The following is a 26,032-nucleotide window of genomic DNA, read 5'->3' on the forward strand; positions in this document are numbered from 1 at the left end:
CGGAACCTCGGACACTGCTGAGTTCGACTTCGCCCCCGTCACGGCTGCCGACGGTGGAGCCACGGTCGAAGGTGAGGGATCGGACGAACTCGATCAGACCATCGCTCGTGCGTCTTGGGAGCGCATTGACGCCATCGACGCCATCGAGCCCGCACACGACCACGTCTACGACTTCTCGGTCGCCGGGCTTGAGACGTTCACGACTGCGCAAGGCGTCGTGACGCACAACACGATGAACACGTTCCACTACGCGGGCGTCGCGGAGATCGACGTCACGCAGGGCCTCCCGCGACTCATCGAGCTCGTGGACGCTCGGAAGAACCCGGACACGCCGATGATGACGGTCCACCTCGAGGACGAGTACGCGACGGACCGCGAGCGCGCCCACGAGGTCGTGTGGAACATCGAGGCGACGAAGATCCTCGCTCTCGGGGACATCTCGACGAACGTCGCCGACATGATCGTCTCCATCGACCTGAACGAGGACACGCTCGCGGAGCGCTGGCCCACGGTCGAGAGCACGACGGAGATCGCCGGCGAGATCGCCGACATCATCCAGGACAACCTCGGCGTGCAGGTCACCCAATCGGGCACGGTCATCGAGTTCGGGCCGGAGGAGCCGAGCTACCGCGAGCTCCTGCAGCTCGTCGAGCAGCTCCGCGAGATCACGTTCAAGGGGATCGAGGACATCTCGCGCGTCGTCATCCGCAAGGAGGAGACCGACGCGGGCGAGGAGTTCGTCCTCTACACGGAGGGCTCGGCCTTCAAGAAGACGCTGAAGATCGAGGGGGTCGACGCCTCCCGGACGACGTGTAACAACATCCACGAGGTCCACAAGACCCTCGGCATCGAGGCGGCCCGCGAGGCCATCATCGACGAGACGATGACGACGCTCGAAGAGCAGGGCCTCGACGACGTGAACATCCGCCACCTGATGCTGGTCGCGGACATCATGACGAACGACGGCACGATCCAGTCGATCGGCCGGCACGGGATTTCCGGGAACAAGGACTCCGTGCTCGCGCGCGCGGCCTTCGAGGTGACGGTGAATCACCTGCTCGACGCCGCCATCTACGGCGAGGCCGACGATCTCGACGGCGTCATCGAGAACGTCATCGTCGGAAAGCCCGTCCGCCTCGGGACCGGCGACGTCGACCTCCGCATGGGAACGACGAGCGACTGACCCGTGACGGTCACGCTCTCCGACGAGGCGCGCCGTCTCATCGCCGCGTTCGAGGACGCTACGGACGCGACCGCGGTCGATTGCGTCGTCGACGACGAGCGTGATCGCGTCGTCTTCGTCGTGAAGGCCGGCGAGATGCCACAGGCGATCGGTCGCGGCGGCGAGCGCGTCCAGGGGCTCGAAGACGACCTCGGTCGGGACGTCGAACTCGTCGAGGACGCCCCCAGCGCGGAGGCGTTCGTCGCGCACGCGCTGAGCCCCGCCGCGGTGTACAACGTCACGATCAGCGAGAACGACGACACGGTCGCGTACGCCGAGGTCGCCCACGAGGACCGCGGCGTCGCCATCGGCCAGTCGGGGCGTAACATCGAGATGGCGAAGGAGCTGGCGAAACGCCACTTCGACGTCGACGACATCCAGCTCACGTAGCCCCCGCTCGCACCTCCGACCCGGTCACGCCCTCACGTTCTTGTAGCGCGCGCCGTATCGCAGTGTATGACCGCGGTGTCAGTCGCGCGCGTCCTCGATCGGGTCGTCGCGGTGATCACGTCGTACCACGGCCTCCTCGCGCAGCTCGGGGCCTTCGTCGCCATCGCGCTCGTCGTCTACGCCGTCGGGCGTCTCGCCGTCGTGCCGCCGCTCGTCCGCGCCGTCCGCGCGCGAAACGACGAGAACCGGACCCTCGTGGACGCGACGGAGCTCTACGCTCGGGTCGCGATCGCCGCGACCGCGCTCGTGTTGGCGACGGCCGCCGCGGGGTTCGGGAGGGCCTTTCAGGGATCGGCACTCGTCGTCGCGGCGGCGACACTCGCGCTCGGCGTCGCCGGCCAAGACGTCATCGGAAACCTCGTCAGCGGCGTCTTCCTCGTCGCCGACCCGGATTTCAACGTCGGGGACTACGTTCAGTGGGGCGATCAGGAGGGGACGGTCGAAAAGGTCGACTTCCGAGTGACGCGGGTTCGGACGGCCGCGGGCGAGACGGTGACCGTGCCGAACTCGCAGCTGACGACGAACGCGTTGATCTCGCCCTACGCGGGTGCGACGTACCGCGTCTCGGAGACGTTCGGCGTCCGCCACGACGCCGACGTCGAGACCGCGCTCCGCCTCCCCAAGGAGGCCGCCGAGGCGGACGAGCGGATCGTCGCCGACCCCGAGCCGACGGTGCAGGTCGACGGCTTCGGTGCGAACTCGCTCGACGTCGTCGCACGCTACTGGGTCGGCGAGCCGACGGAGACGCTGATCGCCGAGGTGCGCTCGGCGTACGTCCGACGCGTCGCGGACGCCTTCGAGGCGCACGACATCGCGCCGAACCCGGCGAGCCGGACGGATTCTCGGGTTCGCTCGCGGTCGCTGACGCCCGGTCGGAAGCACGCGACGACGACGGTCGTGTGCCGTAGCGACACGGAGATCCGCGAAAGACCGGGCTTAAGTAGTTGCACTGGGAAATACCGCGCATGCCGAACGGCAAGTACGCCGCGCGCAAACTCAAGAAGGACCGCCAGAACCACCGGTGGTCCGACTCCGACTACGCGCGTCGGGAGCGGGGGCTTTCGGAGAAGTCCGACCCCCTCGAGGGTGCGCCCCAGGGACGAGGTATCGTGCTGGAGAAGGTCGGGATCGAGGCCAAGCAGCCCAACTCCGCCATCCGGAAATGCGTCCGGGTCCAGCTCATCAAGAACGGCAAGCAGGTAACCGCCTTTTGCCCCGGTGACGGTGCGATCTCCTTCATCGACGAGCACGACGAGGTCACGATCGCTGGCATCGGTGGTGCGAAGGGTCGCGCCATGGGTGACCTCTCGGGTGTGAACTACAAGGTCGAGAAGGTCAACGGCGTCTCGCTCATCGAACTCGTTCGCGGTAACGCGGAGAAGCCCGTCCGATAATGTCCACGGAAGAAGCCCCCGAACCCGAGACGCCCGCCGGCACCGAGGAGTCCAGCGAGGCCGACCTCTTCGGCGTCTGGGACGTCTCGGAGATCAGCTACGCAGACCCGTCCACGAAGCGCTACATCACCGTGACGCCCATCGCACACACGATGGGGCGTCACGCGTCCAAGCAGTTCCAGAAGAGCCAGATCTCGGTCGTCGAGCGGCTCACCAACCGTCTGATGAAGACGGGCCGGAACGCCGGCAAGAAGCAGCAGGCGCTCAAGATCGTCCGCGAGGCCTTCGAGACCATCCACGAGCGCACCGACGAGAACCCGGTGCAGGTCCTCGTCACCGCGGTCGAGAACGCCGCGCCCCGAGAGGAGACCGTCCGCCTGAAGTACGGTGGCATCTCGGTCCCGAAGGCCGTCGACGTCGCGCCCCAGCGCCGCGTCGATCAGGCGCTGAAGTTCCTCGCCGACGGCGCGCACTCGGACTCGTTCAAGACGCCGACGTCCGCCGCTGACGCGCTCGCCAACCAGCTCATCGGCGCCGCCGACTACGATCTGCAGACGTACGCCATCTCCCAGAAGGAGGAGAAAGAGCGCGTCGCCGCCGCGGCCCGCTAACACGGCTCTCATTTCTTCTTCGTCTTCTCCAATATCGCGTAGCGACGGCCATCGACGTTCGGACCCGCCCCGCTCGGTACCGCGTCAGTCGGCCGCCGGCCCCGTCGTCGTTTCGTGGGCGTCCACGTACGCGCGCACGAGGTCGACGAGCGCGCGGCGGTGGGCGGACTCGTCCGGGTCGTCCGCGAGCGTGCGGAACCGCTCTTTGAACCACGTCACGTCGACGCCGGGGGCGTCCGAGTCGGCGAGGTCGGCGAACTCGTAGATCCGGTGATCGGCCGGGACGGCGTCGTGGCGTTCGAGGAGCGCGAGCGCGAACGCGGCGTTGACGGCGGTCAGCTCGGGATCGGCAGCGGCGGTGAGTCGGTAGCCGCCCGCGGGCTCGGTGTCGGACGGCGGCCGCTCGGCGACGGCGGTGGCGAGCTGCGATTCGAGGAACGTGAGGAGTCTGTCCGTCGGCGCGACGCTTAGGGTGATGTCGTCGGCGTAGATGTCCTTGGCGTGGTTGGCGAGCTGTTCGCACTGCTGGAGGACGCGACGCTCGACGCGCCGGCCGGGGAGCGCGAGGAAGAGGATCTCGGAGAGCCCCATCGTATGCGAGACGTGATCGGCCTCGTATCGGGCCATGTGAGCGTACTCGTGAATCGCGAGCTCGCGCGCCATCACGGACGTCGCGGCGCGCCGCGAGATGTTGAGGACGTGCCGATCGTCGTAGTGACCGGCCCACGTCCGCTCGTCCGGATCCTCCCGGACGCGGACGTGTACCGGTTTCTCGACGTCGTACTGGTGTTCGAAGAGGTCCCGTGCGCCGAGGAACGGCCCGGCGGGGACGGAACCGTGGACCCGTACATCCATGTGTGCGAATACCACGACCCGGACGGGGTTGACTCTTGCGCCCACGGCGATCGTCGCCCCGCGCGCGTTTCGGGACCACCGGACGGCGAACGGGCCGTGTGTTGCCGGCACACGCGCGGAGACGGAAACACTACCCTTTTCAACCCGCTGGCGGTACATGCGTGCATAATGGGCCGACGCAAGAAGATCGTCGAACAGTGTGAGCGGCTGATGGACGAACCGGAGCAGATCCGGAACATCGCCATCGCCGCCCACGTCGACCACGGGAAGACGACGCTCACCGACAACCTGCTCGCCGGTGCGGGCATGATCTCGGACGAGACGGCTGGCGAGCAGCTCGCCATGGACACCGAGGAGGACGAGCAGGAGCGCGGTATCACTATCGACGCCGCGAACGTCTCCATGACCCACGAGTACGAGGGCGAAGCCCACCTCGTCAACCTCATCGACACGCCGGGCCACGTCGACTTCGGTGGCGACGTGACGCGCGCGATGCGCGCGGTCGACGGCGCGCTCGTCGTCGTGGACGCCGTCGAGGGCGCGATGCCTCAGACGGAGACGGTCGTTCGGCAGGCGCTCCGCGAGGGCGTCAAGCCGGCGCTGTTCATCAACAAGGTCGATCGCCTCATCAGCGAGCTCCAGGAGGGCCCCGAGGAGATGCAAAAGCGCCTGCTCGGCGTCATCAACGAGGTCAACGAGCTCATCCGCGGGATGACCGAGGAGATGGACGACATCGACGACTGGACCGTCTCGGTCGAGGACGGGACGGTCGGATTCGGCTCCGCGCTCTACAAGTGGGGCGTCTCGATGCCGTCGATGCAGCGCACCGGCATGGATTTCGGGGACATCATGGAACTCGAGCGCAACGACCAGCGCCAGGAGCTCCACGAGCGAACCCCGCTCTCGGACGTCGTGCTCGACATGGTGTGCGAGCACTTCCCGGACCCCATCGAGTCCCAGCCGCGACGTATCCCGCGCATCTGGCGCGGCGACGACGAGTCCGACATCGCGGAGTCGATGCGCCTCGTCGACGAGGACGGCGAGGTCGTCCTCATGGTGACGGACATCGGCGTCGACCCGCACGCCGGCGAGATCGCCGCGGGTCGCGTCTTCTCCGGCACGATCGAGAAAGGACAGGACCTCTACGTCTCCGGGACCGCGGGCACGAACCGCGTCCAGTCCGTCGGGATCTACATGGGCGGCGAGCGCGAGGAGGTCGAACGCGTCCCGGCCGGGAACATCGCCGCCGTCACCGGCCTGAAGGACGCCATCGCGGGCTCTACCGTCTCCTCCACGGAGATGACGCCGTTCGAGTCCATCGAGCACATCAGCGAGCCGGTCATCACGAAGTCCGTCGAGGCGAAGAACATGGACGACCTGCCGAAGCTCATCGAGACGCTCCAGCAGGTCGCCAAGGAGGACCCGACGATCCGCATCGAGATCAACGAGGACACGGGCGAGCACCTCATCAGCGGGCAGGGCGAACTCCACCTCGAGGTCATCACCCAGCGCATCGAGCGCAATCAGGGGATCCCGGTCAACACCGGTGAACCGATCGTCGTCTACCGCGAGGCGCCGACGCAGGAGTCCCGAGAGGTCGAGGGGCGTTCGCCGAACAACCACAACCGCTTCTACATCACGGTCGAGCCGCTCAGCGAGGACATCGTCGAGACGATCCAGCTCGGCGACGTCTCGATGGACATGCCCGAGCAGGAACGCCGCGAGGCGCTCCAGGAGGCCGGGATGGACAAGGATACCTCGCAGAACGTCGAGGACATCCACAACACGAACGTCTTCATCGACGACACGAAGGGTATCCAGCACCTCAACGAGACGATGGAGCTCGTCAACGAGGGGCTCCAGGAGGCTCTCAACGACGGCCCGCTGGCGGCCGAGCCCGTGCAGGGCGCACTGATCCGTCTGCACGACGCGCGCCTCCACGAGGACGCCATCCACCGCGGTCCCGCGCAGGTCATCCCCGCGGTCCGTCAGGCCGTCCACAACGCGCTCATCGATGCGGAGATCAAGCTCCTCGAACCGATTCAGGACGTCCGCATCGACGTCCCCACCGAGCACATGGGTGCGGCGAGCGGCGAGATTCAGGGCCGCCGTGGCCGCGTCGACGACATGTATCAGGAGGGCGACCTCATGGTCGTCGAGGGCATCGCGCCCGTCGACGAGATGATCGGCTTCTCCAGCGACATCCGCTCTGCGACCGAGGGTCGTGCGTCGTGGAACACGGAGAACGCCGGCTTCCGCGTCCTCTCCGACAGCATGCAGCGCGAGATCATCATGGAGATCCGCGAGCGCAAGGGCATGAAGACGGAACTCCCCGAAACGGTCGACTACTTCTAAACGGCCGCTTCCCGTTTCGACGCGCTGCGGCGGCGTCGGCCCGTCCGCCGTGATTTCGCTTCGTTCCGCCGTTCGGCTTTCCGCTCTCCGGCCCGTGCGTCCGTCGTCCGACGGCCGTGCCGAAGGTTTCTAACGCGGCGGGGGCGTTCGATCAGGTATGCACGCGGACACGCCCGCGATCCGTCGGAGCGACGCGCAACCACCCGTACGTGTCGCTTTGGGAACATCAAGCGGGAACGCCGTGGGGTGGTCCCGATGAGCGACGGGACCTCGGATGGCGACGCCGACGAGCGACAGGCGCACACCGTTCGGCTCGAACTCGTCGACGAGCCCGGCGAGCTGCTGAAAGCCCTGCACCCGATCGCGGAGAACGGCGGGAACCTCCTGAGCGTCTTCCACGAGCGCGGGTCGCTCACCCCGCGCGGGCGCATTCCGGTCGAAGTCGATCTCGAGTGCACCGCCCGGCAGTTCCGGACGGTCGTCGAATCGCTCCGCGACGCCGGCGTCAACGTCATCCAGGCGGGGACGGAGCACTACGGCGAGGAGGTAACGGTCCTCCTCTCGGGTCCGCTCGTTAGCACCGACCTCTCGGATACGCTCTCGCAGATCGAGGCGTGCACGTCGGCTTCCGTCGTTGACTTCTCGATGACCGACGAACCGGGGGTAGACGACGTGGCGAGCGCGCGCCTGCGACTCGCCGCCACTGAGGGGTCGACCGACGCCGCACTCGACTGTGTGCGGGACGTCGCCGACGAGAAGGAGTTGCACGTCGTCGAACCGCTCGTGGAGGGGAGCGCATGAGGCTGGCCGTGATGGGCGCTGGCGCGGTCGGTCGGAGCGTCGTCGAACTCGCCGGCGAATACGGGCACGACGTGACGGCGTTCGCGGACTCGACGGGCGCGATCGTCGACGCCAACGGGATCGACGCCGACGCGGCGTTCGCGCACAAGGAGCGCGTGGGCTCCGTCGGGGAGGACGATCCGAGCGCGGCGCTCGGCGCCGAGTACGACTGCCTCGTGGAGGCGACGCCGACGACGCTCGGCGACGCCCACCCCGGCTTCGAGCACGTCGAGGCGGCGCTCGAACGCGGCCGGCACGTCGTCCTCGCCAACAAGGGGCCGGTCGCGGAGCGCTACGACGACGTGATGGCGCTCGCGTCGTCGAGTGCGGGTGACGTGCGCTTCGAGGCGACGGTCGGGGGTGCGATTCCGGTCATCGCCACGATCGAGGGGATGGATCCCTCGCACGTCACGGCCGCCCGTGGCGTGCTGAACGGAACGGCGAACTTCGTGCTCTCGCGGATGGCCGCCGAGGGGCTCGGCTACGAGCACGTCCTCGCGGAGGCCCAAGATCTCGGCGTCGCGGAGGCCGACCCGACGTTCGACGTCGACGGCACGGACGCGGCGCTGAAGTGCGCGATCCTGGCGAACGTCCTCCACGGCGGCGGGTACTCGCTCGCGGACGTGGACGTGCAGGGAATCGCGGACGTCCCGTCGAGCGCGCTCGACCTCGCCGCCGAGGACGGCCGGACGGTCCGGCTCATCGGCGAAGTCACCGAGAGCGGCGACGTTCGCGTCGGTCCGCGACTGGTCACGGAACACGACACGCTCGCGGTCACGGGCACACAGAACATCGTCCAGCTGGAGACGACGAACGCGGGCCGACTGAACATCAGCGGGCGCGGTGCCGGCGGCCCGGAGACCGCCTCCGCCGTGCTCGCTGACGTCGGGCGTCTTCCCGAGCGCTGACCGACTAGCCACTTCTTGTCACGGTACGAGGTGCCAGTATTCGGCCGCGTCACGGCGCGACAGGGGCGCTCGCCTTTCGAAACCGTTTTACACGTAACTGGCGAATACGTTGCACAGAGCGCGCGTTCAGCGCGACCCCTGACCATGAGCGACAAACCGCACCAGAACCTGGCCGTCATCGGCCACGTCGACCACGGAAAGAGTACGATGGTCGGGCGGCTCCTCTTCGAGACTGGGAGTGTGCCCGAGCACGTCATCGAGCAGCACCGCGAGGAAGCCGAAGAGAAGGGCAAGGGCGGCTTCGAGTTCGCCTACGTCATGGACAACCTCGCCGAGGAGCGCGAGCGCGGCGTCACCATCGACATCGCCCACCAGGAGTTCGACACCGACGAGTACTACTTCACCATCGTCGACTGTCCGGGCCACCGCGACTTCGTGAAGAACATGATCACGGGCGCGTCCCAGGCCGACAACGCCGTCCTCGTCGTCGCCGCCGACGACGGCGTCGCGCCCCAGACCCGTGAGCACGTCTTCCTGGCCCGCACGCTGGGTATCGACGAGCTCATCGTCGCCGTCAACAAGATGGACGTCGTCGACTACTCCGAGGACACCTACAAGCAGGTCGTCTCCGACGTCACGGACCTCCTCAAGCAGGTCCAGTTCGACACGGACGACGCCTCCTTCATCCCGACCTCGGCCTTCGAGGGCGACAACGTCTCCGAGCACTCGGAGAACACGCCGTGGTACGACGGCGAGACGCTCCTCGAGTCCCTCAACAGCCTGCCGGAGCCGCAGCCGCCGACGGACGCGCCGCTGCGCCTCCCGATCCAGGACGTCTACACCATCTCCGGTATCGGTACCGTCCCCGTCGGACGTATCGAGACCGGGACGATGAACACGGGCGACAACGTTAGCTTCCAGCCCTCTGACGTCGGTGGCGAGGTCAAGACCATCGAGATGCACCACGAGGAAGTCCCGAGCGCCGAGCCCGGTGACAACGTCGGGTTCAACGTTCGCGGCATCGGCAAGGACGACATCCGTCGCGGTGACGTCTGTGGTCCCGCCGACGACCCGCCGAGCGTCGCCGAGACGTTCACGGCGCAGGTCGTCGTGATGCAGCACCCGTCCGTCATCACGGCGGGGTACACGCCGGTCTTCCACGCCCACACGGCGCAGGTCGCGTGTACGATCGAGTCCATCGACAAGAAGATGGACCCGTCCTCCGGCGAGGTCGCCGAGGAGAACCCGGACTTCATCCAGTCCGGCGACGCTGCCGTCGTCACCGTCCGCCCGCAGAAGCCCCTCAGCATCGAGCCGTCCTCCGAGATTCCGGAGCTCGGCTCCTTCGCGGTCCGCGACATGGGTCAGACCATCGCGGCCGGCAAGGTCCTCGACGTCAACGAGGCCTAACGAATGCAGCAGGCACGTGTTCGGCTCGCGGGCGTTAGTCCGTCCGACCTCGACGACATCTGCGACGACGTCCGCGAGATCGCGGACAAGACGGGCGTCAGCCTGAGTGGGCCGGTCCCGCTGCCCACCAAGACCCTCGAGGTCCCGTCGCGCAAGTCTCCCGACGGTGAGGGGACGGCGACGTGGGAGCACTGGGAGATGCGCGTCCACAAACGTCTGATCGACATCGACGCCGACGAACGCGCGCTTCGTCAGCTCATGCGGATCCAGGTCCCGAACGACGTCAGCATCGAGATCGTTCTCGAAGACTGAGCGGCTCTTCGACTCTCGATTCTCCCCGTTTTTCGCGCCGTCGAGCGCTAGCCTCGCCGATCAGCCGTCGTGCAAACCCACTCGAGTGGTGGGTTCCACGGACAGACGCTCGAACTCGGCTTCGCCGACGTCGATCGTCTGACGGAGTTCGACGCGCCCGTGGGCCGGCCAGTGGATCGATGTCGACCAATACTTCTACCCACAGACCGATGGCCGGGCCTCCCACGACCTCACCTATTCGACGCCCGGGTAGCGCTCACCTCTTCCCTCCGTCTCCCGCGTGTCCCTCTCGCCGCGAAGCAGAACCCTCAAATACGTCCCCCCGCTACGTATGGATGCGAACGAGGGCTCGTAGATCAGTGGTAGATCGCTTCCTTCGCAAGGAAGAGGCCCTGGGTTCAAATCCCAGCGAGTCCACTCGCGTTTCTCACCGGTTCCGTTCGATGCCCGTCGGGAATCCGGTGCTCTCTCCGACCCCGAAAGCTTTGACGGTGTAGTTCTACGCTCCGGTATGGACGACGCCGCGTACAACGAACTCGTCTCGTCGCTGACGCCGTACGAAGAAGCCGGCGGTGTGAAGACGTACACGAACACGGTCAGTCTCGCGTGTCCGGCGTGTGAGCAGCCGTTCGACGACCTCGTGGTCTGCCGTAACGACCTCAACAGCCTCGAACTCTCGAAGGTGCTCGACCTCTGCGTGACGACGCACAACGACGACGTCCTCCTGTTCACGCACCAGTAAGCCCGCGGCCGGTACACGGCCGCGCCGCGCGTCTTCGATTGCTCAGTACTGGACGTCGTTGAGGTCGTCGTCGACCTCGATACCGCGGTTCTTCACGGCGTCGGAGTCGAGACCGACCTCCTCTAAGAAGTCTGAATACTCGCGCTCGGCGTTCTCGCCGGCCTTCTGGCGGTCGCTCGCGTGGTCGCAGAGCTCCACGAGGTTCTCGGGGACGTCGTTCTGGTAGACGATCCAGTGGTTCACGAGGTCGCTCATCCGGCGGATCGGGCTCGTGAAGTGGCCGTAGATCTCGAAGTTGAGCGCGTGGTGGCCGCCGAAGGGGTCGTTCATGTACTTCGCGCGGGGCATCACCTTCATCACAGCCCACTGGATCTTCCCGAGTTGGCGCCCCGGGGCCTCCTCCAGGGTGGCGTTAACGGCCTTCCGGGGATCGTCCCACGAGTCGCCGGGGATGGAGACGCCGTCGAGCTCCTGAATCTCGCGGAGCGCGTCGTCCCACTCGTCGGGGCTCGGCTGCGGGTGGACGCGATAGACGGCTTCGACGCCGCGCGACCACATAAGCTCGTGCGTGACGGCCTTGTTCGCCTTCAGCATGCACTCCTCGATGATGGTGTGCGCCCGATCGCGGCGGGGGTTGAGGACGAGACTGCCCTCCTCCTTGCGCTGCTCGTGCATGCGGTCGGCGACGTCGAAGACGAGGTTGCACTCCTCGTGGAGGGGCGCCTCCTCGTCGTCGAGACGCTCCTCGGCCTGCTTGTAGGTGAGACGCTCGTCGGACTCGATGACGGACTTGTAGATGTCGATGGTCTCGTAGCCCAGCGTCTCCTTATCCAGGTGCATCTCGACGGTGTGCGCGAGGCGATCCTCGTTGGGGACGAGCGAACAGACGGTCTCGGCGAGCACGGGCGGGAGCATGTGGACGGTGTAGCCCGGGAGATAGACGGTGTTCCCGCGCTCGATGGCCTCCTCCCACATCGCCGATTCGGGGTGGACGTAGTGGGAGACGTCGGCGATGTGGACCCAGAGGACGTACTCCTCGTCGCGCTCCTCGATGCTGATCGCGTCGTCGAAGTCCTGGGCGTCCGCGGGGTCGGTCGTCCACGTCGTCAGATCGCGGAGGTCCTCCCGATCCGCGATTTCGGCCTCGATCTCGGCTTGGACGTCGTCGACGCGCTCCTCGGCTTCCGCCATCACCTCGTCGGGGAACGCGTCGCGGATCTCGAACTTCTCGAAGAGGTCCTCGCGCTTGTTCTCCAACTGGCGCGCGAGGTCGGCGGGAACGCGGATCGGCCCCTCTGGTTCCCCGTCGGCGCTCGCCGCGTCTGCGGTGTTCGACATGCTATCGGGTATGCGGGTCCGCCAGTTAGTCGTGTCGCCGTGGCCCGAGCGCCGAGCGGACGATTTAAGCGCCGAACGCCCCGTGATGGCACCATGGAAGTCTCGTCCCGCCACCACCTCCGAAGCGACGACGTCAGCGAGCTGAACGACGCCCTCGAGGACCTGCTCGGCGTCACGCTCGACGCCGACAGCTACGAACTCGTCGAGTTCAAGGACGCCGATCGGGACGTCGTCCTCGTCGACGGCGATCCGCTCGCCGCGTACTTCGACGACGACCCGTTTCTCACGGTCAAGGGTGCGAACGAGCACCCGCCAGAGCGCGGCGTCGTCACCGTCGACGCCGGCGCGATCTCGTTCGTCAGCGACGGCGCGGACGTGATGCGCCCGGGGATCACCGAGGCCGACGACTCCATCGACGCGGGCGACCTCGTCGTGATCGTCGAGGAGACCCACGGGAAGGCGCTCGCCATCGGGCGCGCGCTCGTCGACGGCGCGGAGATGGCGGGCGACTCCGGGAAGGTCGTCGACTCGCTGCACCACGTCGGCGACGAACTGTTCGAGTTCGTCGCCTGATCCCCCGATCGTCCGCTCCACCACCGCTACCGCTACCCGCCGGCTCGCAGTGTCGTCGACGAGCGCGACCACGCCCACTCTCAGCGATCGCGTTCGTACGCCTCGGCCGCCCGCGCGAACTCCACCGTCGCGCTCCGATACGTCTCGCGGAGGTCGCGAACCGGCGAGTCGCTCGCGTCGACCCGGAGGTCGTTCCCGTACCCGCCGGCCTCTTCGCCCCCCGTGGTCACGACTTCCACCGCCGCCGACTGGACCGTCAACAACTCCCGCTTGTCGCCGCCCTCGGCCTGTCCGGCCGCGAGCGCGTCGATCAGCCGCGGCGCGAGCGCTTCCTCGCGGTCGCTCGACTCGTAGGCGTCCGCGACGGCCTCGACCACCGACGCGCCCGTGAGCAGGTTCCCGGCGACCGTGTAGTTCTCGCCCTCGCGCGCGCCGTACCAGCCGTGACACTCCGGCCCGGAGAACGCGAACGTCCCCTCGGCGTCGACCCCGTGGACCTGTCGCTCCGCTCTCCCGTCGTCCGCGTTCAACAGCGCCTCCAGCGCGTCGTCGACCGCGACGCCGTCCGCGACGTGATCGAGGCCGACCTCGCCGAGGCGTTCGTTGACCATGGACTGCGTCGCGATCGCGCCGTGTTCGGAGACGTGGGGACAGAGCGAGCCGACCGCCGGGAGTCGCGTCGTCACCGCCACGCCGAAGCGGTCCGCGGGCTCGCCCGCCGCGTCCGCGTCGGTCTCGTGGACGCAGATACTGAACGTCATCGTCACGCCCGAAGCGCCCAACCCCCCTAAACGTCGGGGCAACGCGTCCGTGGACGCAAGAACTATGCGGACGCCGGTGGCTCTATTTCCCCATGGGATTCATGGAGAAGATCCTCGGCGGCTCCGGTAGTAGCACCGAGGACTACGTTGAGCTCGACCTCGGTGACGTCGACACCAGCGCCGGGGACGCCCGCACGACCGTCCACATCGCGGAGATCGACAATCAAGAGGACGTCATCGCCATCAAGGACGCGGTCTACGACGGCGACATCGTCGTCGCGGACATCACGCGACTCCGCACCGAGGACTCGATGACCGAGCACTTCACCGAGGAACTCCGCCAGGTCGCCCGCGAGGTCGACGGCGACATCATCCAGAAGGGCGACGATCAACTCATCCTCACGCCCTCGGGCATCGCCATCAGCCGGCAGAAGCTCAACCGCTGACCGGCGGTCCGCCCGCACCGCACGGCGTCCGCCGGAGGAGAACGCGAACCTCCTCACCGTCGGCCCGCGTCGTGTCGACGGCGATCGCTCTCGGCCCCGATCGACCCGCGAAAAGCGCGCGTGGAGTACGTTCTTCCGAGACGTCCCCCGTCGTGTTCGATCCTTTCCGGCGACGTCCGGCGGTTACGAGACCCCGTCCGGGGTCTCGTCTTTGTCCTCGACCTGCCGCTTGAGCGATTCTCGACGCGACTTCGCGTCCCGTCCCGTGGCTTCGAGGAGGAAGTCGTTCTTCGCGGAGACGGCGTCCTCGGCGGCGTCGGCGTGGCCGTCGGCGATGACCTCGGCCGCGGGGCGCTCCTCGAACTCGACGGCGAGTTTGTCCTTCTTGCCGGAGTAGGAGACCCCGCCGGCGACGATGCGCTCGAAGACCGGGTTGTCGGGGTCCTCGACGACGTAGAGGTCGCTCCCCTTGTACTCCTCGGTCCCCGAGATCGCGCCGAAGTACTCCTCGACCGTGGCCTCCATGTCCGGGATCCGCTCTTCGAGGTACTCCCCGCGACGCATCTTGTACTCCTTCATACGCCACGGAAATGGGTGAACTCGTATAACCCCTTCGCGTCACGCGCTCTCGGGTGACTCCGCGAGGTAGCCGCGGTGACAGTCGGGACAGATGTCGCCGGCACGGAGCGACGACCCGGTCGCACCCGTGCGCTTCCCGCACTCCGGACAGACGAGCTCCCCGCGACCCTCGCGTTCGGAGGAGCCCTCGATCAGGCCGGCACTCGCGATGCCGGTACCGGTGCGAGGCGCCCGCTCCGAATCGTCGCTCCCGTCGTCCGCCGGCGCTCTCGCCTCCGCGCCTCGCTCGGTCTCTCGCGTGTCGTCGCTTGACGGCCACGCGCCGCGCTCGCGCTCGTGCTCCCGTTCGTCGTCGTCGGTGAGGATCACCGCATCGTCGGTCGGCGCCTCCTCGCCCGGAGCGGCGGCGTCGTCACCGTCGCCAGCGCGCCCGTCGTCGTCCGTGGTCGGCCACGCCGCGGCGTCCTCCGTCGCGTCGGTCTCCGCCGTTTCGGACGCTCCCGCTACGGTCGTCTCGTCCTCGGCCGCCGCCCCGGTGGGTGTCGTCGCCTCCGTCGGTTCGTCGGTGATGAACTCGGCGTCGTCGTCCGCCGGGACGTTCCCGGCGTCGGCCATCGCGGGATCGTCCGCGCCGCTCCCTGTGCTCTCGCCTTCGTCGGCCGCCGTCGACGTCCCCGCGACCGCGCTCGCCGCGGCGTCGACGAACTCCGCGGGCTCCGACACCTGCGCGGGCTCGCCGCTCGCCGCCCCCTCGCTCTCGACGCGCTCGAACGCGGCGGCGAGCCCCTCGCCCTCGTCTTCGTCTTCGCCCTCGTCTATCCCGCCGTCGTCGGCGACGGACGGGGGCGCTTGACGGACCGAGCGGACTTCGGTGCTCTCGCTCACGACGCGCTCGCGCCCGCAGCGATCGCAGTATTCGACCGTGCGGACGTACTCGACGACTTCGTCGCCGCGCTCCTCCCGCTCGCGTTCCGTCTCGGGCTCGCCGTACTCGTGTCCGAGCAGGGAGCACGTTAGACCCATTGGACGCGTGATACCCCACCCACCGGGAAAAGCGTACCGCTCGGGGACATCGCTATACGCCAGCGGTCCGTACGCTCGCGCATGCAGGCGAAGCGCGAGTTCCGCTCGCGGGACGACACCGAGGTCGCGGTGTTGGACGCGCTGGTCGACCGGCGCGAGGAAGGGATGACGGTCTTCGAGCTCCGCTCGCGCGTCGACACCGACATCGATGGGCTAGAGGAGGCCCTCGCGGACCTGAAGCGCGACGGGCTCATCGACGCCGAATCGCGCGAGGACCGCACGCTCATCAAGCCCGCGGACCGCGTCGTCCCCGACCCCGCGACCGCCGGCGACGAAGACGAGCAGTCCTTCGTCGCGTGGCTCCGCGAACGCGTCGGGCTCTAAGCCCGGGAGCGGACGCTTTAACCGCACGCCACACCGAGCACGGGTATGACCGTCGTCAGGGACCTCCACGAGGACTACGGCGCCGTCTTCGAGGAACGCGGCGAGCGCGCGCTTCCGCGGCACTTCGGCCGACCCGCGCGTACCCAGCGCGCCGTCCGAAACGCCGTCGGCGTCACCGAACACGCGTACGGCGTCCTCGTCGTCACGGGCGAGGACCGCCACGACTTCGTCGACAACGTCGTTACGAACGCCGTCCCCGAGACGGACGGCCAGGGGGTCTACGCGCTCCTCCTCGAACCGGAGGGCGGGATCCGGACCGACATGTACGTCTACGCGGCCGGCGATCGCCTCCTCTGCTTCCTCCCGCTCGAAACCGCCGACGCGGTCGTCGCGGAGTGGCGCGACAGCATCTTCCTCGCGGACATCGAGATCGCGGAGGCGACCGACGACTTCGCCGTCTTCGGCGTCCACGGTCCCGAGGCCACCGAGAAGGTCGCGTCCGTCCTCCACGGCGCGGGCGCACCCGACGCTCGGCTCTCCTTCACCCGCGGCGAGATCTACGAGCACGGCGTCACCGTCATCCGGACGGACGCCGCGGTCGGCGAGGAGGGGTACGAGATCGTCGTCGACGCCGACGGCGCGAGCGACGTCCTCGAGACCCTCATCACCCGCGGGCTGAACGCCCCGCCGTTCGGGACGCGGGTCTGGGAAGCGCTCACGCTCGAGGCCGGGACGCCGCTCTACCCGCACGACATGGCCGGTCGCGTCCCGAACGTCCTCGGATTGCGAAACGCCCTCGACTTCGAGAAGGGGTGTTACGTCGGTCAGGAGATCGTCTCCAAGGTGGAGAACCGCGGCCGTCCCTCCAAGCGCCTCGTCGGCCTCCGCTTCGACGGCGACGCCGACGACGTTCCCGCCGTCGCCGACCCGCTCGACGTCCGCGTCGACGGGCGGACCGTCGGCGAGGCGACGCGCGCCGCGTGGAGCGACGCGCTCGACGCACCGATCGCCCTCGCACTCGTCCCGTACGACAGCGACGCCGAGACCGCGACGATCGCCACCGACGACGGCGAGCGCGACGCCGACGTCGTCGACCTCCCCTTCCTCGTCGGGAGCGATCGCTCCGCGCGCGCTCCCAGATACGAGTAGCGACCCGAGCCGCCTCGCCTCGCCTCGCCGTCGACCTCCGTCAGCGACGGAAGAGCGCGCCCAGCTGCTCGCGCGAGAAGAGCGTGCTCGGTCGGTCCATGTGGACGCCGATCTCGCCCGAGAAGAATCGCATTCCGACCGTCTGGACGAGCTCCGGGGCGTCGTACCCCTTCCGCACGAGCTTGCCGAGCGCGATGTCGCGTCCGAGCTCGTCGCGCCACGCGTCCTCGAAGGCGGCGAGCGTCCCCGGATCGTCGGGATCGATCGCCTCGGCGGCGACGTCGGCCGCGGTCATCCCGTAGAGGATCCCGCCCCCGGTGAACGGCTTCGTCATCCCGGCGGCGTCGCCGAGGAGGAATCCGCGCGTCGCCGTCACCGTCTCTGGGGGTCCGATCGGGATGAGCCCCGAGCAGCGGCGTTCGATCCGGCCGGCGACGCCGTAGTCGGCGACGAACTCGTCGAAGCGCGTCGCGACATCGCCTGACTCCGTCGGCGTGGCCGCGAGGCCGTACTCGACGCCCGCCTCGCCCCGGGGGATGCGCCACGCGAAGAAGCCCGGGACCGTGAGGTGGACGTCCACGTAGTCGTCGTGGTCGGGCTCGGGGTCGAAGGCGAGGACGCCGTGGAGGAACTCCTCGGGCTCCGGGAGGGCCAACTGATCGCGGACGCGCGAGCGCGGCCCGTCGCACCCCGCGACCATCCGCGCCGCGACCGTCTCGTCGCCGTCCGCGCTCCGCACGTCGAGTTCGACGCCGTCGCTGGTCTCGCGGACCCCGGTGACGGTGTGTCCATCGCGGACGTCCGCGCCGGCGTCCGCGGCCGCTCGGGCGAGCGTCTTGTCGAGCTCGACGCGATCGATCGCGTTCGACACCGGCCGGTCCGTGTAGTAGAACTCGTGGGCGTCGCTGCCGGGACCGCCCGTGTGGAAGCGCGCGCCGTAGACGTCGTTCTCGTGGAGGCGCTCGCGGGCCTCCTCCGGGACGTACGCCCAGACGTCGAGCGAGACGTGGCCGGAACACGCGAGCGGCCGGCCGATCTCGCCGCGTTCGAACGCGACGACGTCGTGGCCGCGCTCGGCCGCTCGGCGGGCGAAGCGCGCGCCCGGCGGCCCGACGCCGACGACCGCGAAGTCGTACATACCCGCCCTATCGCACAGTCCGGTATAGGCTTCCCGGTCACTCGTCCCCGCCACGGCCTTTTTGCACCGTCGCGATCCATCCCACAGTGTGACGCGCTACGAGCAGTGCGCCGTCTGCGGGTGGACCGGCAGCCGAACCGACCTCGACGAACAGGGCGATGGCGGCTCCTGTCCAGCTTGCGGCGAACCGCTCACGTAGTCGAGGCAACCACCGCCGCGTCGTTCAGTAGCCCAGCGTCTTCTCGACGAGGACGACCGTCGTGCGTCCCTCCGTCCCCTCCTGTCGGTAGACGAGCTCCTTCGACGGGTAGCTCTCGACGCCGTAAGCCTCCCGCGCGCGCTCGTTCTCGAAGGCGTAGGCGTACTCGTGGAGGCGCTCGCGGGCCGCGTCCTCGTCCGCGACGACCTTGTTGACGCCGGCGACGACGAGCAGGTGCTTCGCGGCGAACGGGTACGCGCCCATCCGGCTCCCGGAGAGGTCCGCGGCGACGAGCGTGCCGTCTCGCCCGATGGCGTTCGCGCTCCCGAGGAAGTAATCGGAGGCCTGGGCCTCGCGGCGCGCCGCCGCGCGCGCCTCGTCGTCGTCGATCGAGAAGACCTCGCCGTAGCGGTTCTCCCACTCGTGGTCCCCCTCGTTCAGGTGCGACATGAAGCCGATCTCCTCCAGCGTCGTCGAGTGGCCGCTCATGACGGACGCGCCCGACGGGATCGCGTCTACGACGTAGTCGAGGGCCGCCTCGGCGTCCGCGACGACCTCGACGTCGAAGCCGCTCTCTTCGAGGTTCTCCACGGCCTCCTCGAGTTCGGCGTCGCTCGGGTGTTCATCCCACGCGTCGTCGACGTCCACGTCGTCGATGTAGTCGGCCTTCTGCTGGTCGGACATGCACGGTGAGAGACGCGCCCGCACAATGAACGTGGGGACAGCGGCGGCGCGTGCCCGTGCGGGTAACCCCTGTGTCACCGGCCGTCCGACGGCGCGCCCGCTCCCTTCAGTCGTCCTGCGCGGGCGCGGGTGCATCGGGCTTCTCCCGGTCGCTCCGCGGTCCGTCGATGTCGACGGCCGGGAGCTTATCGCGGAGATACCGGCCGGTGTAGCTCGCCTCGACCTCGGCGAGCTCCTCGGGCGTCCCGGTGGCGACGATCTCCCCGCCGGCCTCGCCGCCCTCCGGCCCGAGGTCGATCACGTGGTCGGCGTTCTTCACGAGGTCGAGCTCGTGCTCGATGACGACCACGCTGTTCCCCCTGTCCGTCAGCCGCTGGAGGACGTCGACGAGCTTGCGCTCGTCCTCGGAGTGGAGCCCCGTCGTCGGCTCGTCGAGGAGGTAGAGCGTGTCGCCCGTCGCCTTCTTCCCGAGCTCCTCCGCGAGCTTCACGCGCTGGGCCTCACCGCCGGAGAGGGTCGTCGAGGGCTGGCCGAGGCGCATGTAGTCGAGGCCGACGTCGCTCAGCAGCTGGAGCCGGCGGGCGAGCCGCGAGTCGGCCTCGAAGAAGTCGAGGGCCTCCTCGACGCTCATGTCGAGGACGTCCGCGATCGTCGCGCCCTTGTACGTCACGTCGAGCGTCTCGTCGTTGTACCGCTCTCCCCCGCACTCCTCGCAGGGGACGTGGACGTCCGAGAGGAAGTTCATCTCGATCTTCACGGTGCCCTGCCCGCCGCACTCCTCGCAGCGCCCGCCCTTCACGTTGAAGCTGAAGCGGCCCTTGTCGTAGCCGCGCTGCTTGGCGAGCTTCGTCTCCGCGAACTTCTCGCGGACGTAGTCGAAGACGCCCGTGTAGGTCGCCGGATTGCTCCGCGGCGTCCGGCCGATGGGCGACTGATCGATGAGCCGGACGGTCTCGACGTGCTCGGTGCCCTCGATGCCGTCGTGCTCGCCGGGGTTCACCGAGCTGTTGTCGTTCATCGCCCGGGCGAGCCCCTCGTAGAGGACGTCGTGCATCAGCGTCGACTTCCCGGAGCCCGAGACGCCCGTGATCGCGGTGAACGCGCCCACCGGAATGTCGACGTCGAGATCCTTGAGGTTGTGCTGGCGCGCGCCGCGAACCGTCAGCGACTCGTCCCAGTCGCGGCGCTCCTCGGGGACCGGGATCCGCTTTCGGCCCGCGAGGTAGTCCGCGGTGATCGACTCCTCGCTCCCGAGGATCTCCTCGTAGGTGCCCTGCGCGACGACCTCGCCGCCGTGTCGGCCGGGCCCGGGGCCCATGTCGACGATCTCGTCCGCGCGACGCATCGTCTCCTCGTCGTGCTCGACGACGAGCAGGGTGTTCCCGAGGTCGCGCAGCTCCTCTAAGGTGTTCAGCAGGCGGTCGTTGTCGCGCTGGTGGAGGCCGATGGAGGGCTCGTCGAGCACGTAGAGCACGCCCACGAGCCCCGATCCGATCTGCGTCGCGAGGCGGATGCGCTGGGACTCGCCACCGGAGAGCGTCGAGGCCTCCCGATCGAGCGTGAGGTAGTCCAATCCCACCTCGGTCATGAAGCCGAGGCGCGCGCGGATCTCCTTCAGGATCTCCTCGGCGATCTTCCGCTCGCGCTCCGAGAAGCTCCCCTCCACGCCCTCGAAGTGCGCGAGGGCGTCGGCGATGCTCAACTGATTCACCTCGGTGATCGACGTGCCATCGACGAGCACGGCCCGCGAGGAGGGCTTCAGGCGCGTGCCGTCGCACGCCGGACACGCCGTGACGCTCATGAAGTCCTCGATGTGCTCGCGCACGCGGTCCGAATCCGTCTCGACGTACCGGCGTTCGAGGTTCGGCACCACGCCCTCGAACCGCTCGGTCTTGCGCCGCACGCCGTTCTTCGTCTGCTTCTCGAAGACGACTTCCTCATCGGTCCCCCAGATGAAGGCCTGCTGGGTCGCCTCGTCGAGCTCCTCGAACGGCGTCTCGACGCTCACGCCGAAGTGCTCGGCGACGTTGTCGAGCATGTTGCGGTAGTACGAGCGGTTGTAGCTCCACGGCTCGAAGACGTGCTTGATCGGCTTCGTGGGGTCCTGGACGACGAGGTCCTCGGAGACCTCCTTCGTCTCGCCGATCCCCTCACACTCCGGGCACGCGCCGTGCGGGCTGTTGAACGAGAAACTGCGCGTCTCGATCTCCGAGATGTCGATCCCGCAGTGCGTACACGCCAACTCCTCGGAGAACTCGACGACGAGGCGCTCATCGTCGCCGTCGTCGGCGAGGTCGCCGGTCGCGCGCGCCGTCGCGCCCCCGAGTTCGACGCCCTCGTCGGGGTCGGGGACGATCACCTTCAGGACGCCGTCGGCCTCCGACAGCGCCGTCTCGACGGAATCCGTGATGCGCGAACGGGCGTCCTCGCTCACTCTCACGCGGTCGACGACCACGTCGATCGTGTGGTCGAGGTTCTCGTCCAGCTCGGGCGTCTCCGTCGCCAGATCGTACGCCTCGCCGTCGACCTCGACGCGCGCGTACCCCGCCGAGAGCAGTTCCTCGAAGCGCTCTGCGAAGGCGCCCTTCTGGTCGCGCACCACGGGCGCGGCGAGCTTCGCGCGCGTCCCTTCCGGGAGCTCCATGATCCGGCGAACCATCTGCTGGGCGGACTGCTCGCCGACCTCGCGCCCGCACTCCGGGCAGTGCGGCGTCCCCACTCTGGCGTAGAGCAGCCGCAGGTAGTCGTGGAGCTCCGTCACCGTGCCGACGGTCGATCGGGGGTTGTTCGCCGCGTTCTTCTGGTCGATGCTGATCGCGGGCGAGAGTCCCTCGACCGACTCGACCTGCGGTTTGTCCATCTGCCCGAGGAAGTTCCGGGCGTACGCGGAGAGGGACTCGATGTACCGCCGTTGTCCCTCGGCGTAGATCGTCTCGAACGCGAGCGAGGACTTCCCCGACCCGGAGAGGCCGGTGACGACCGTGAACTCCTCGCGCGGGATCTCGACGTCGAGGTCCTTCAGGTTGTGCTCCTCCGCCCCGCGGACGGTGATGTAGTCCTCACTCATCGCGCTCACCCGCCGTCTCGTCGCCGCGTTCCGCGTGGTGACTCGCCGTCATTCGTTGGGAGGACCCTAGCGCCGAACGCACTTAACCGGATCACTCCCCACGAGAAACGACCGGATCAGGCCATCTCGCGCCGGTCGACGCCTCGGCCCACCCCAGCGCGGCGTCCGATGATCGACCCGGGTCTTTTTTCAGCGCCGACCGCGCACGCGACGGCGTGACCGACGACTACGACATCTCTACCGTCGAACTCGACGACGACCGCTACGAGGTCGTCCAGTCGCTCGTCCGGAACAAGTACGCGGTCCGCGACTCCGCGGGCGAGGTCGTCCTCCGCGGCAAGCAGAAGCTGTTCAAACTCAAAGAGCAGTTCCCGTTCGTGAACGGCGACGGCGAGGACGCCTTCACCGTGAAGGCCGGCGGGATCCTCGACGTCGCGGGCAACTACGCCATCGTCGACGACGCCACCGGGGCGGAGGTCGTCGTCCTCGACGAGGACTGGTCGTGGTTCGCCGAGAACTGGACCGTCCGCGACCCCGACACGGGCGCGGCGCTCGCCACCATCTCCTCGAAGAACAAACTCCTCGAAGTCCTGCGCCACTTCGTCGGCGCGGCCGGCCTCATCCCCCACAAGTACGAGATCGCGGACCCCGAGGGGAATCACGTCGGCGACATCTCGGGGCAGTTCTCCCTCCGCGATGCGTACACCGTCACGATCGGCGACGCGAGCGACGTTCCGAAGGAGGCCGTCGTCGCCGCCGCGTGCGTGCTCGACGCGCTGGAGGGGAGCTGATTAGACGTCCTCGGGGAGCCAGCCGCCGTCCACCTCCACGTTCTCCCCGGAGACGTACCCGCTCTCCGCCGCGCAGAAAAAGCGGACGACGTGCGCGATGTCGTCGACCGTCGCCCAGCGACCCCGCGGGGCGTCCGCCGGGAACTCGTCGCTCGTCTCGACGACGTAGGGCGAGACGGCGTTCACCGTCACGCCGTCGTCCTGCGTCTCGGCGGCGAGCATCCGCGTGAACATCAAGACGCCGGCCTTCGCGGCGAAGTACGGGAAGTTCTTCGCGGCGACGAGCCCCCTGTCGGCCGAGGCGTAGCCGACGTTGACGATCCGGCCCCACTCCTGCTCGCGCATCCCGGGGAGCGCGCGGCGCGCGCAGAGCATCGTCCCGACGAGGTTCGTCTCGTGGACGCGCCGCCAGTCGTCGACCGACTGCTCGGCCCAGTGCGTCGGCTCGAAGTCCCCGACGTTGTTCACGAGGACGTCGACCGTCCCGAGGTCGGCCTCGACCGCCTCGACGGCCGCGTCGACGCTGTCGCGGTCGGTGACGTCCGCCCGCACGGCCGTCGCGTCGGGTGCGCCGCGCTCACGGGCCTCCGCGGCGGTCGCCGTCGCTTCCGCCTCGCTGCTGTGGTAGTGGACCGCGACGGCCGCGCCCGCCTCGGCGAGCGAGAGCGCGATCCCGCGGCCGACGCCTGTCGCGCTCCCCGTGACGAGCGCGGTCCGCCCGGTCAGGTCGAGTGCCGACATACGCCGTCGATCGCCTCCCGCGAGTATATATTTTAAGGGCCCCCCGCGGCTTGTGACGGACATGGCTATCGAGAAGATCCTGCTCGCCGTCGGACCCGGCGACGCCGACCGCGCCGAGGCCCTCGCCGAAACGCTCATCGACATCGCCGTCCCGACCGACGCCGAGGTCGTGTTGGCGCACGTCTTCACCGAGGAGGAGTACGAGTCGACGCTCGACAACCTCGGCGTCGAGGCCGGCGGTGACGTCTCCGTGGACGAGGTCTCGCGGCGCCACGCGACGATCCGACAGCTCTCGGCGGCCCTCGACGAGGCCGAGGTCGACTACACCATCCGCGGCGAGATCGGGACTCACGGCGAACGCATCGTCGACCTCGCCGAGACCGAGGACGCCGACCTCGTCATCGTCGGCGGCCGGAAGCGCTCGCCGACCGGGAAGGCGGTCTTCGGCTCGACGGCCCAGGAGGTCATGCTCTCCGCGCCCTGTCCCGTCACCTTCGTCCGCGGCGAGTAGCGGCGTCGCGTCGACCCGAACGGCGAGCGCGCCCGCCGACCTCCCTCCGTTTTTCCTTCGTTCCTTCCGCGATACGTCGGCCCCGCTCGTCACTCCGTAGTGAAATCTGTGCAGTTAAGTCGCCGGGGCGGCCACTACCGGGCAGATGGCGTACTACGTGGGCGTCGATCTCGGCGCGACGAACCTCCGCGCCGCGGTCGCGGACGAGGAGGCAGTCGTGCTCGGCACCGACCGCCGCGGGACCCCGCGCGGCCCGTCCGGCATCGCCGTCACCGAGGCCGTCCTCGCCGCGATCCGGACCGCGTGCGCGAACGCCGGCGTCGATCCGACGCAGGTGGCCGCGGCCGGGATCGGGAGCATCGGCCCGCTCGACCTCGCCGACGGCGCGATAGACAACCCGGCGAACCTCCCCGAGGGGATCGGCCGTATCCCCCTCGTCGGCCCCGTCCGCGAGCTCGTCGACTCGGAGCGCGTCTACCTCCACAACGACACCATCGCCGGCGTCATCGGCGAGCGCTTCCACAGCGACCGCAACCCCGACGACATGGTCTACCTCACCATCTCCTCGGGGATCGGCGCGGGCGTCGCCGTCGACGGCAACGTCCTCACCGGCTGGGACGGCAACGCCGGCGAGGTCGGCCACATGGCGGTCGACCCCGACGGACGCCGCACCTGTGGTTGCGGACGCGACGGCCACTGGGAGGCCTACTGCTCCGGGAACAACATCCCGCGCTACGCGAAACAACTCGCCGAGGAACGCGACGCCGACACCGCGCTGCCGGTCGAATCCGACTCGTTCTCCGCGAAGGACGTCTTCGAACACGCCGAGAGCGACGACTTCGCGAACGACGTCGTCGGTCGGATCGCGGACTGGAACACGCTGGGCATCACGAACCTCGCGCAGGCGTACGCGCCGCTCGTCGTCTACGTCGGCGGCGCCGTCGCGCTCAACAACCCCGGCCTCGTCCTCGAACCCGTCCGCGAGCGTCTCGACGAGACGGTGTTCAACAACGTTCCCGACCTCCGCCTCACGAACCTCGGTGACGACGTCGTCCTCGACGGCGCGATCGCCTCCGCAATCACCGGCGGTACCGGCGATCGCTCGCAGATCCACTAATCCCCACACACCTCGCGTCGCCTGTTCTCGGCGCTTCGAAAGCCCGAGGTCACCCGTGCGCGATACCCAACGGGTCGGCCGACGCGTCTCGGAACCCCACGAGATGGGCGAGACGACGCGGTCCGTCCGGTGTGGATCACCCGATGCGGACCGTGCGGCGTGAGACACACCCTCCGTCGTCTGTTCGACGGTGTCGTGGCCGTGCCACCGTCGTCGACGCGGTTTGCCGTCGTCGCTACTCTTCGACGGCTGACCGGGGCACCCACACACGGGGCGTCGTAAGCTCTCAGTCGAGATGTCACGACGCCGCCCACCGTGTGCTGTTCGCCCACCACCGACAACTAACGACTTTTGGTGTGTCTCACGACACAGACTATCTTCCGGAATCGGGACGTCCTGAAGGAGGATTACGAACCCGACGAGATCCTCGAA

Annotated in this window: 25 protein-coding genes, 1 tRNA gene and 2 pseudogenes; 19 read left to right on the forward strand and 9 right to left on the reverse strand. The window is 68.5% G+C overall.

All coding sequences use genetic code 11. The features are described 5' to 3' along the window. Positions 1–82 precede the first annotated feature (82 nt). The 5 genes and pseudogenes from rpoA2 to IEX91_RS00920 all read left to right on the forward strand — a co-directional run. Positions 83–1,183, forward strand: a pseudogene (gene rpoA2, locus IEX91_RS16210) (DNA-directed RNA polymerase subunit A''); the annotation flags it as partial. Between the two features lie 3 nt (positions 1,184–1,186). Beyond that, the gene (locus IEX91_RS00910) at positions 1,187–1,612 is read left to right on the forward strand and encodes a NusA-like transcription termination signal-binding factor (RefSeq protein WP_188876488.1); all 426 of its coding nucleotides are present in this window, start codon (positions 1,187–1,189) and stop codon (positions 1,610–1,612) included. Positions 1,613–1,678: 66 nt separating this feature from the next. Then, positions 1,679–2,473 (forward strand): annotated as a pseudogene (locus IEX91_RS16215) (mechanosensitive ion channel family protein); the annotation flags it as partial. Positions 2,474–2,637: 164 nt separating this feature from the next. Continuing rightward, complete coding sequence (locus tag IEX91_RS00915; RefSeq protein WP_188872449.1) at positions 2,638–3,066, forward strand: 30S ribosomal protein S12; 429 nt, start codon at positions 2,638–2,640, stop codon at positions 3,064–3,066. Next, positions 3,066–3,677 carry a 30S ribosomal protein S7 gene (locus tag IEX91_RS00920; protein WP_188876489.1) on the forward strand — a complete coding sequence of 204 codons (612 nt, stop codon included), beginning with the start codon at positions 3,066–3,068 and terminating at the stop codon, positions 3,675–3,677. Before IEX91_RS00915 ends, IEX91_RS00920 begins: the two co-directional genes overlap by 1 nt. Before the next feature lie 84 nt (positions 3,678–3,761). Here IEX91_RS00920 and IEX91_RS00925 read toward each other — a convergent pair whose 3' ends face one another. After that, the gene (locus IEX91_RS00925; protein ID WP_188876492.1) at positions 3,762–4,532 is read right to left on the reverse strand and encodes a DUF5781 family protein; all 771 of its coding nucleotides are present in this window, start codon (positions 4,530–4,532) and stop codon (positions 3,762–3,764) included. Positions 4,533–4,700: 168 nt separating this feature from the next. Between IEX91_RS00925 and IEX91_RS00930 the strand changes: the two genes are divergently transcribed. The 7 genes from IEX91_RS00930 (at position 4,701) to IEX91_RS00960 (ending at position 11,099) form a co-directional block, all read left to right on the forward strand. After that, the gene (locus IEX91_RS00930) at positions 4,701–6,887 is read left to right on the forward strand and encodes an elongation factor EF-2 (RefSeq protein WP_188876494.1); all 2,187 of its coding nucleotides are present in this window, start codon (positions 4,701–4,703) and stop codon (positions 6,885–6,887) included. 255 nt (positions 6,888–7,142) lie between these two features. Next, the gene (locus IEX91_RS00935; protein ID WP_188876496.1) at positions 7,143–7,688 is read left to right on the forward strand and encodes an amino acid-binding protein; all 546 of its coding nucleotides are present in this window, start codon (positions 7,143–7,145) and stop codon (positions 7,686–7,688) included. After that, complete coding sequence (locus tag IEX91_RS00940) at positions 7,685–8,635, forward strand: homoserine dehydrogenase (protein ID WP_188876498.1); 951 nt, start codon at positions 7,685–7,687, stop codon at positions 8,633–8,635. The genes IEX91_RS00935 and IEX91_RS00940 overlap by 4 nt, the downstream gene beginning before the upstream one ends. Before the next feature lie 144 nt (positions 8,636–8,779). Beyond that, the gene (gene tuf / locus IEX91_RS00945) at positions 8,780–10,045 is read left to right on the forward strand and encodes a translation elongation factor EF-1 subunit alpha (protein ID WP_123074340.1); all 1,266 of its coding nucleotides are present in this window, start codon (positions 8,780–8,782) and stop codon (positions 10,043–10,045) included. Between the two features lie 3 nt (positions 10,046–10,048). Next, a complete protein-coding gene (rpsJ, locus tag IEX91_RS00950; protein ID WP_188876500.1) occupies positions 10,049–10,357 on the forward strand; it encodes a 30S ribosomal protein S10 in 309 nt (102 codons plus the stop codon). Between the two features lie 345 nt (positions 10,358–10,702). After that, a tRNA-Ala gene (locus IEX91_RS00955) sits at positions 10,703–10,774 on the forward strand. Between the two features lie 94 nt (positions 10,775–10,868). Continuing rightward, positions 10,869–11,099: a DUF7385 family protein gene (locus IEX91_RS00960; RefSeq protein ID WP_188876502.1), complete on the forward strand. Its 231-nt coding sequence runs from the start codon at positions 10,869–10,871 to the stop codon at positions 11,097–11,099. Positions 11,100–11,141: 42 nt separating this feature from the next. On the opposite strand, the gene IEX91_RS00965 is transcribed toward IEX91_RS00960, so the two are convergent. After that, positions 11,142–12,437: an RNB domain-containing ribonuclease gene (locus IEX91_RS00965; protein WP_188876504.1), complete on the reverse strand. Its 1,296-nt coding sequence runs from the start codon at positions 12,435–12,437 to the stop codon at positions 11,142–11,144. 93 nt (positions 12,438–12,530) lie between these two features. Between IEX91_RS00965 and IEX91_RS00970 the strand changes: the two genes are divergently transcribed. Beyond that, entirely contained in the window at positions 12,531–13,010 is a 480-nt protein-coding gene (locus IEX91_RS00970; RefSeq protein WP_188876507.1) for an RNA-binding protein, read from the forward strand. A gap of 80 nt (positions 13,011–13,090) precedes the next feature. Here the strand turns inward: IEX91_RS00970 and IEX91_RS00975 are convergent, their stop codons facing one another. Next, positions 13,091–13,771, reverse strand: coding sequence for a DUF1028 domain-containing protein (locus IEX91_RS00975; protein ID WP_188876509.1), 681 nt, complete (start codon positions 13,769–13,771; stop codon positions 13,091–13,093). A gap of 92 nt (positions 13,772–13,863) precedes the next feature. Here IEX91_RS00975 and IEX91_RS00980 point away from each other — a divergent pair, with 92 nt between their 5' ends. After that, entirely contained in the window at positions 13,864–14,217 is a 354-nt protein-coding gene (locus IEX91_RS00980) for a cell division protein SepF (RefSeq protein WP_188876510.1), read from the forward strand. A gap of 183 nt (positions 14,218–14,400) precedes the next feature. On the opposite strand, the gene IEX91_RS00985 is transcribed toward IEX91_RS00980, so the two are convergent. Beyond that, a complete protein-coding gene (locus IEX91_RS00985) occupies positions 14,401–14,796 on the reverse strand; it encodes a DUF5611 family protein (protein WP_188876512.1) in 396 nt (131 codons plus the stop codon). A gap of 39 nt (positions 14,797–14,835) precedes the next feature. Beyond that, complete coding sequence (locus tag IEX91_RS00990) at positions 14,836–15,819, reverse strand: DUF7093 family protein (protein ID WP_188876513.1); 984 nt, start codon at positions 15,817–15,819, stop codon at positions 14,836–14,838. An 81-nt stretch (positions 15,820–15,900) separates the two neighbouring features. Between IEX91_RS00990 and IEX91_RS00995 the strand changes: the two genes are divergently transcribed. Together IEX91_RS00995 and ygfZ are read left to right on the forward strand one after the other, a co-directional pair. After that, entirely contained in the window at positions 15,901–16,203 is a 303-nt protein-coding gene (locus IEX91_RS00995) for a DUF6432 family protein (RefSeq protein WP_188876516.1), read from the forward strand. A 45-nt stretch (positions 16,204–16,248) separates the two neighbouring features. Then, positions 16,249–17,352 (forward strand): CAF17-like 4Fe-4S cluster assembly/insertion protein YgfZ, encoded by a 1,104-nt coding sequence (gene ygfZ, locus IEX91_RS01000; RefSeq protein ID WP_188876518.1) that lies wholly within the window; start codon positions 16,249–16,251, stop codon positions 17,350–17,352. A gap of 40 nt (positions 17,353–17,392) precedes the next feature. On the opposite strand, the gene IEX91_RS01005 is transcribed toward ygfZ, so the two are convergent. The 3 genes from IEX91_RS01005 to uvrA all read right to left on the reverse strand — a co-directional run bounded on the left by IEX91_RS01005 (position 17,393) and on the right by uvrA (position 22,440). Beyond that, entirely contained in the window at positions 17,393–18,490 is a 1,098-nt protein-coding gene (locus IEX91_RS01005; RefSeq protein ID WP_188876520.1) for a geranylgeranyl reductase family protein, read from the reverse strand. Positions 18,491–18,713: 223 nt separating this feature from the next. Further along, the gene (locus tag IEX91_RS01010; RefSeq protein ID WP_188876522.1) at positions 18,714–19,373 is read right to left on the reverse strand and encodes a lactate utilization protein; all 660 of its coding nucleotides are present in this window, start codon (positions 19,371–19,373) and stop codon (positions 18,714–18,716) included. 106 nt (positions 19,374–19,479) lie between these two features. Then, positions 19,480–22,440, reverse strand: a complete 2,961-nt coding sequence (gene uvrA / locus IEX91_RS01015; protein ID WP_188876524.1) for an excinuclease ABC subunit UvrA — start codon at positions 22,438–22,440, stop codon at positions 19,480–19,482. Positions 22,441–22,655: 215 nt separating this feature from the next. Here uvrA and IEX91_RS01020 point away from each other — a divergent pair, with 215 nt between their 5' ends. Further along, positions 22,656–23,231 carry an LURP-one-related/scramblase family protein gene (locus tag IEX91_RS01020; RefSeq protein WP_188876527.1) on the forward strand — a complete coding sequence of 192 codons (576 nt, stop codon included), beginning with the start codon at positions 22,656–22,658 and terminating at the stop codon, positions 23,229–23,231. Here IEX91_RS01020 and IEX91_RS01025 read toward each other — a convergent pair whose 3' ends face one another. Beyond that, a complete protein-coding gene (locus tag IEX91_RS01025) occupies positions 23,232–23,972 on the reverse strand; it encodes an SDR family NAD(P)-dependent oxidoreductase (protein ID WP_188876529.1) in 741 nt (246 codons plus the stop codon). A 61-nt stretch (positions 23,973–24,033) separates the two neighbouring features. On the opposite strand from IEX91_RS01025, the gene IEX91_RS01030 reads away from it, so the two are divergent. After that, a complete protein-coding gene (locus IEX91_RS01030; protein ID WP_188876531.1) occupies positions 24,034–24,483 on the forward strand; it encodes a universal stress protein in 450 nt (149 codons plus the stop codon). 145 nt (positions 24,484–24,628) lie between these two features. Beyond that, positions 24,629–25,600 (forward strand): ROK family protein, encoded by a 972-nt coding sequence (locus IEX91_RS01035; protein WP_188876533.1) that lies wholly within the window; start codon positions 24,629–24,631, stop codon positions 25,598–25,600. The last annotated feature ends 432 nt before the right edge of the window (positions 25,601–26,032 follow it).

The organism is Halarchaeum nitratireducens, from assembly GCF_014647155.1.
In the GTDB taxonomy this organism is placed as follows: domain Archaea; phylum Halobacteriota; class Halobacteria; order Halobacteriales; family Halobacteriaceae; genus Halarchaeum; species Halarchaeum nitratireducens.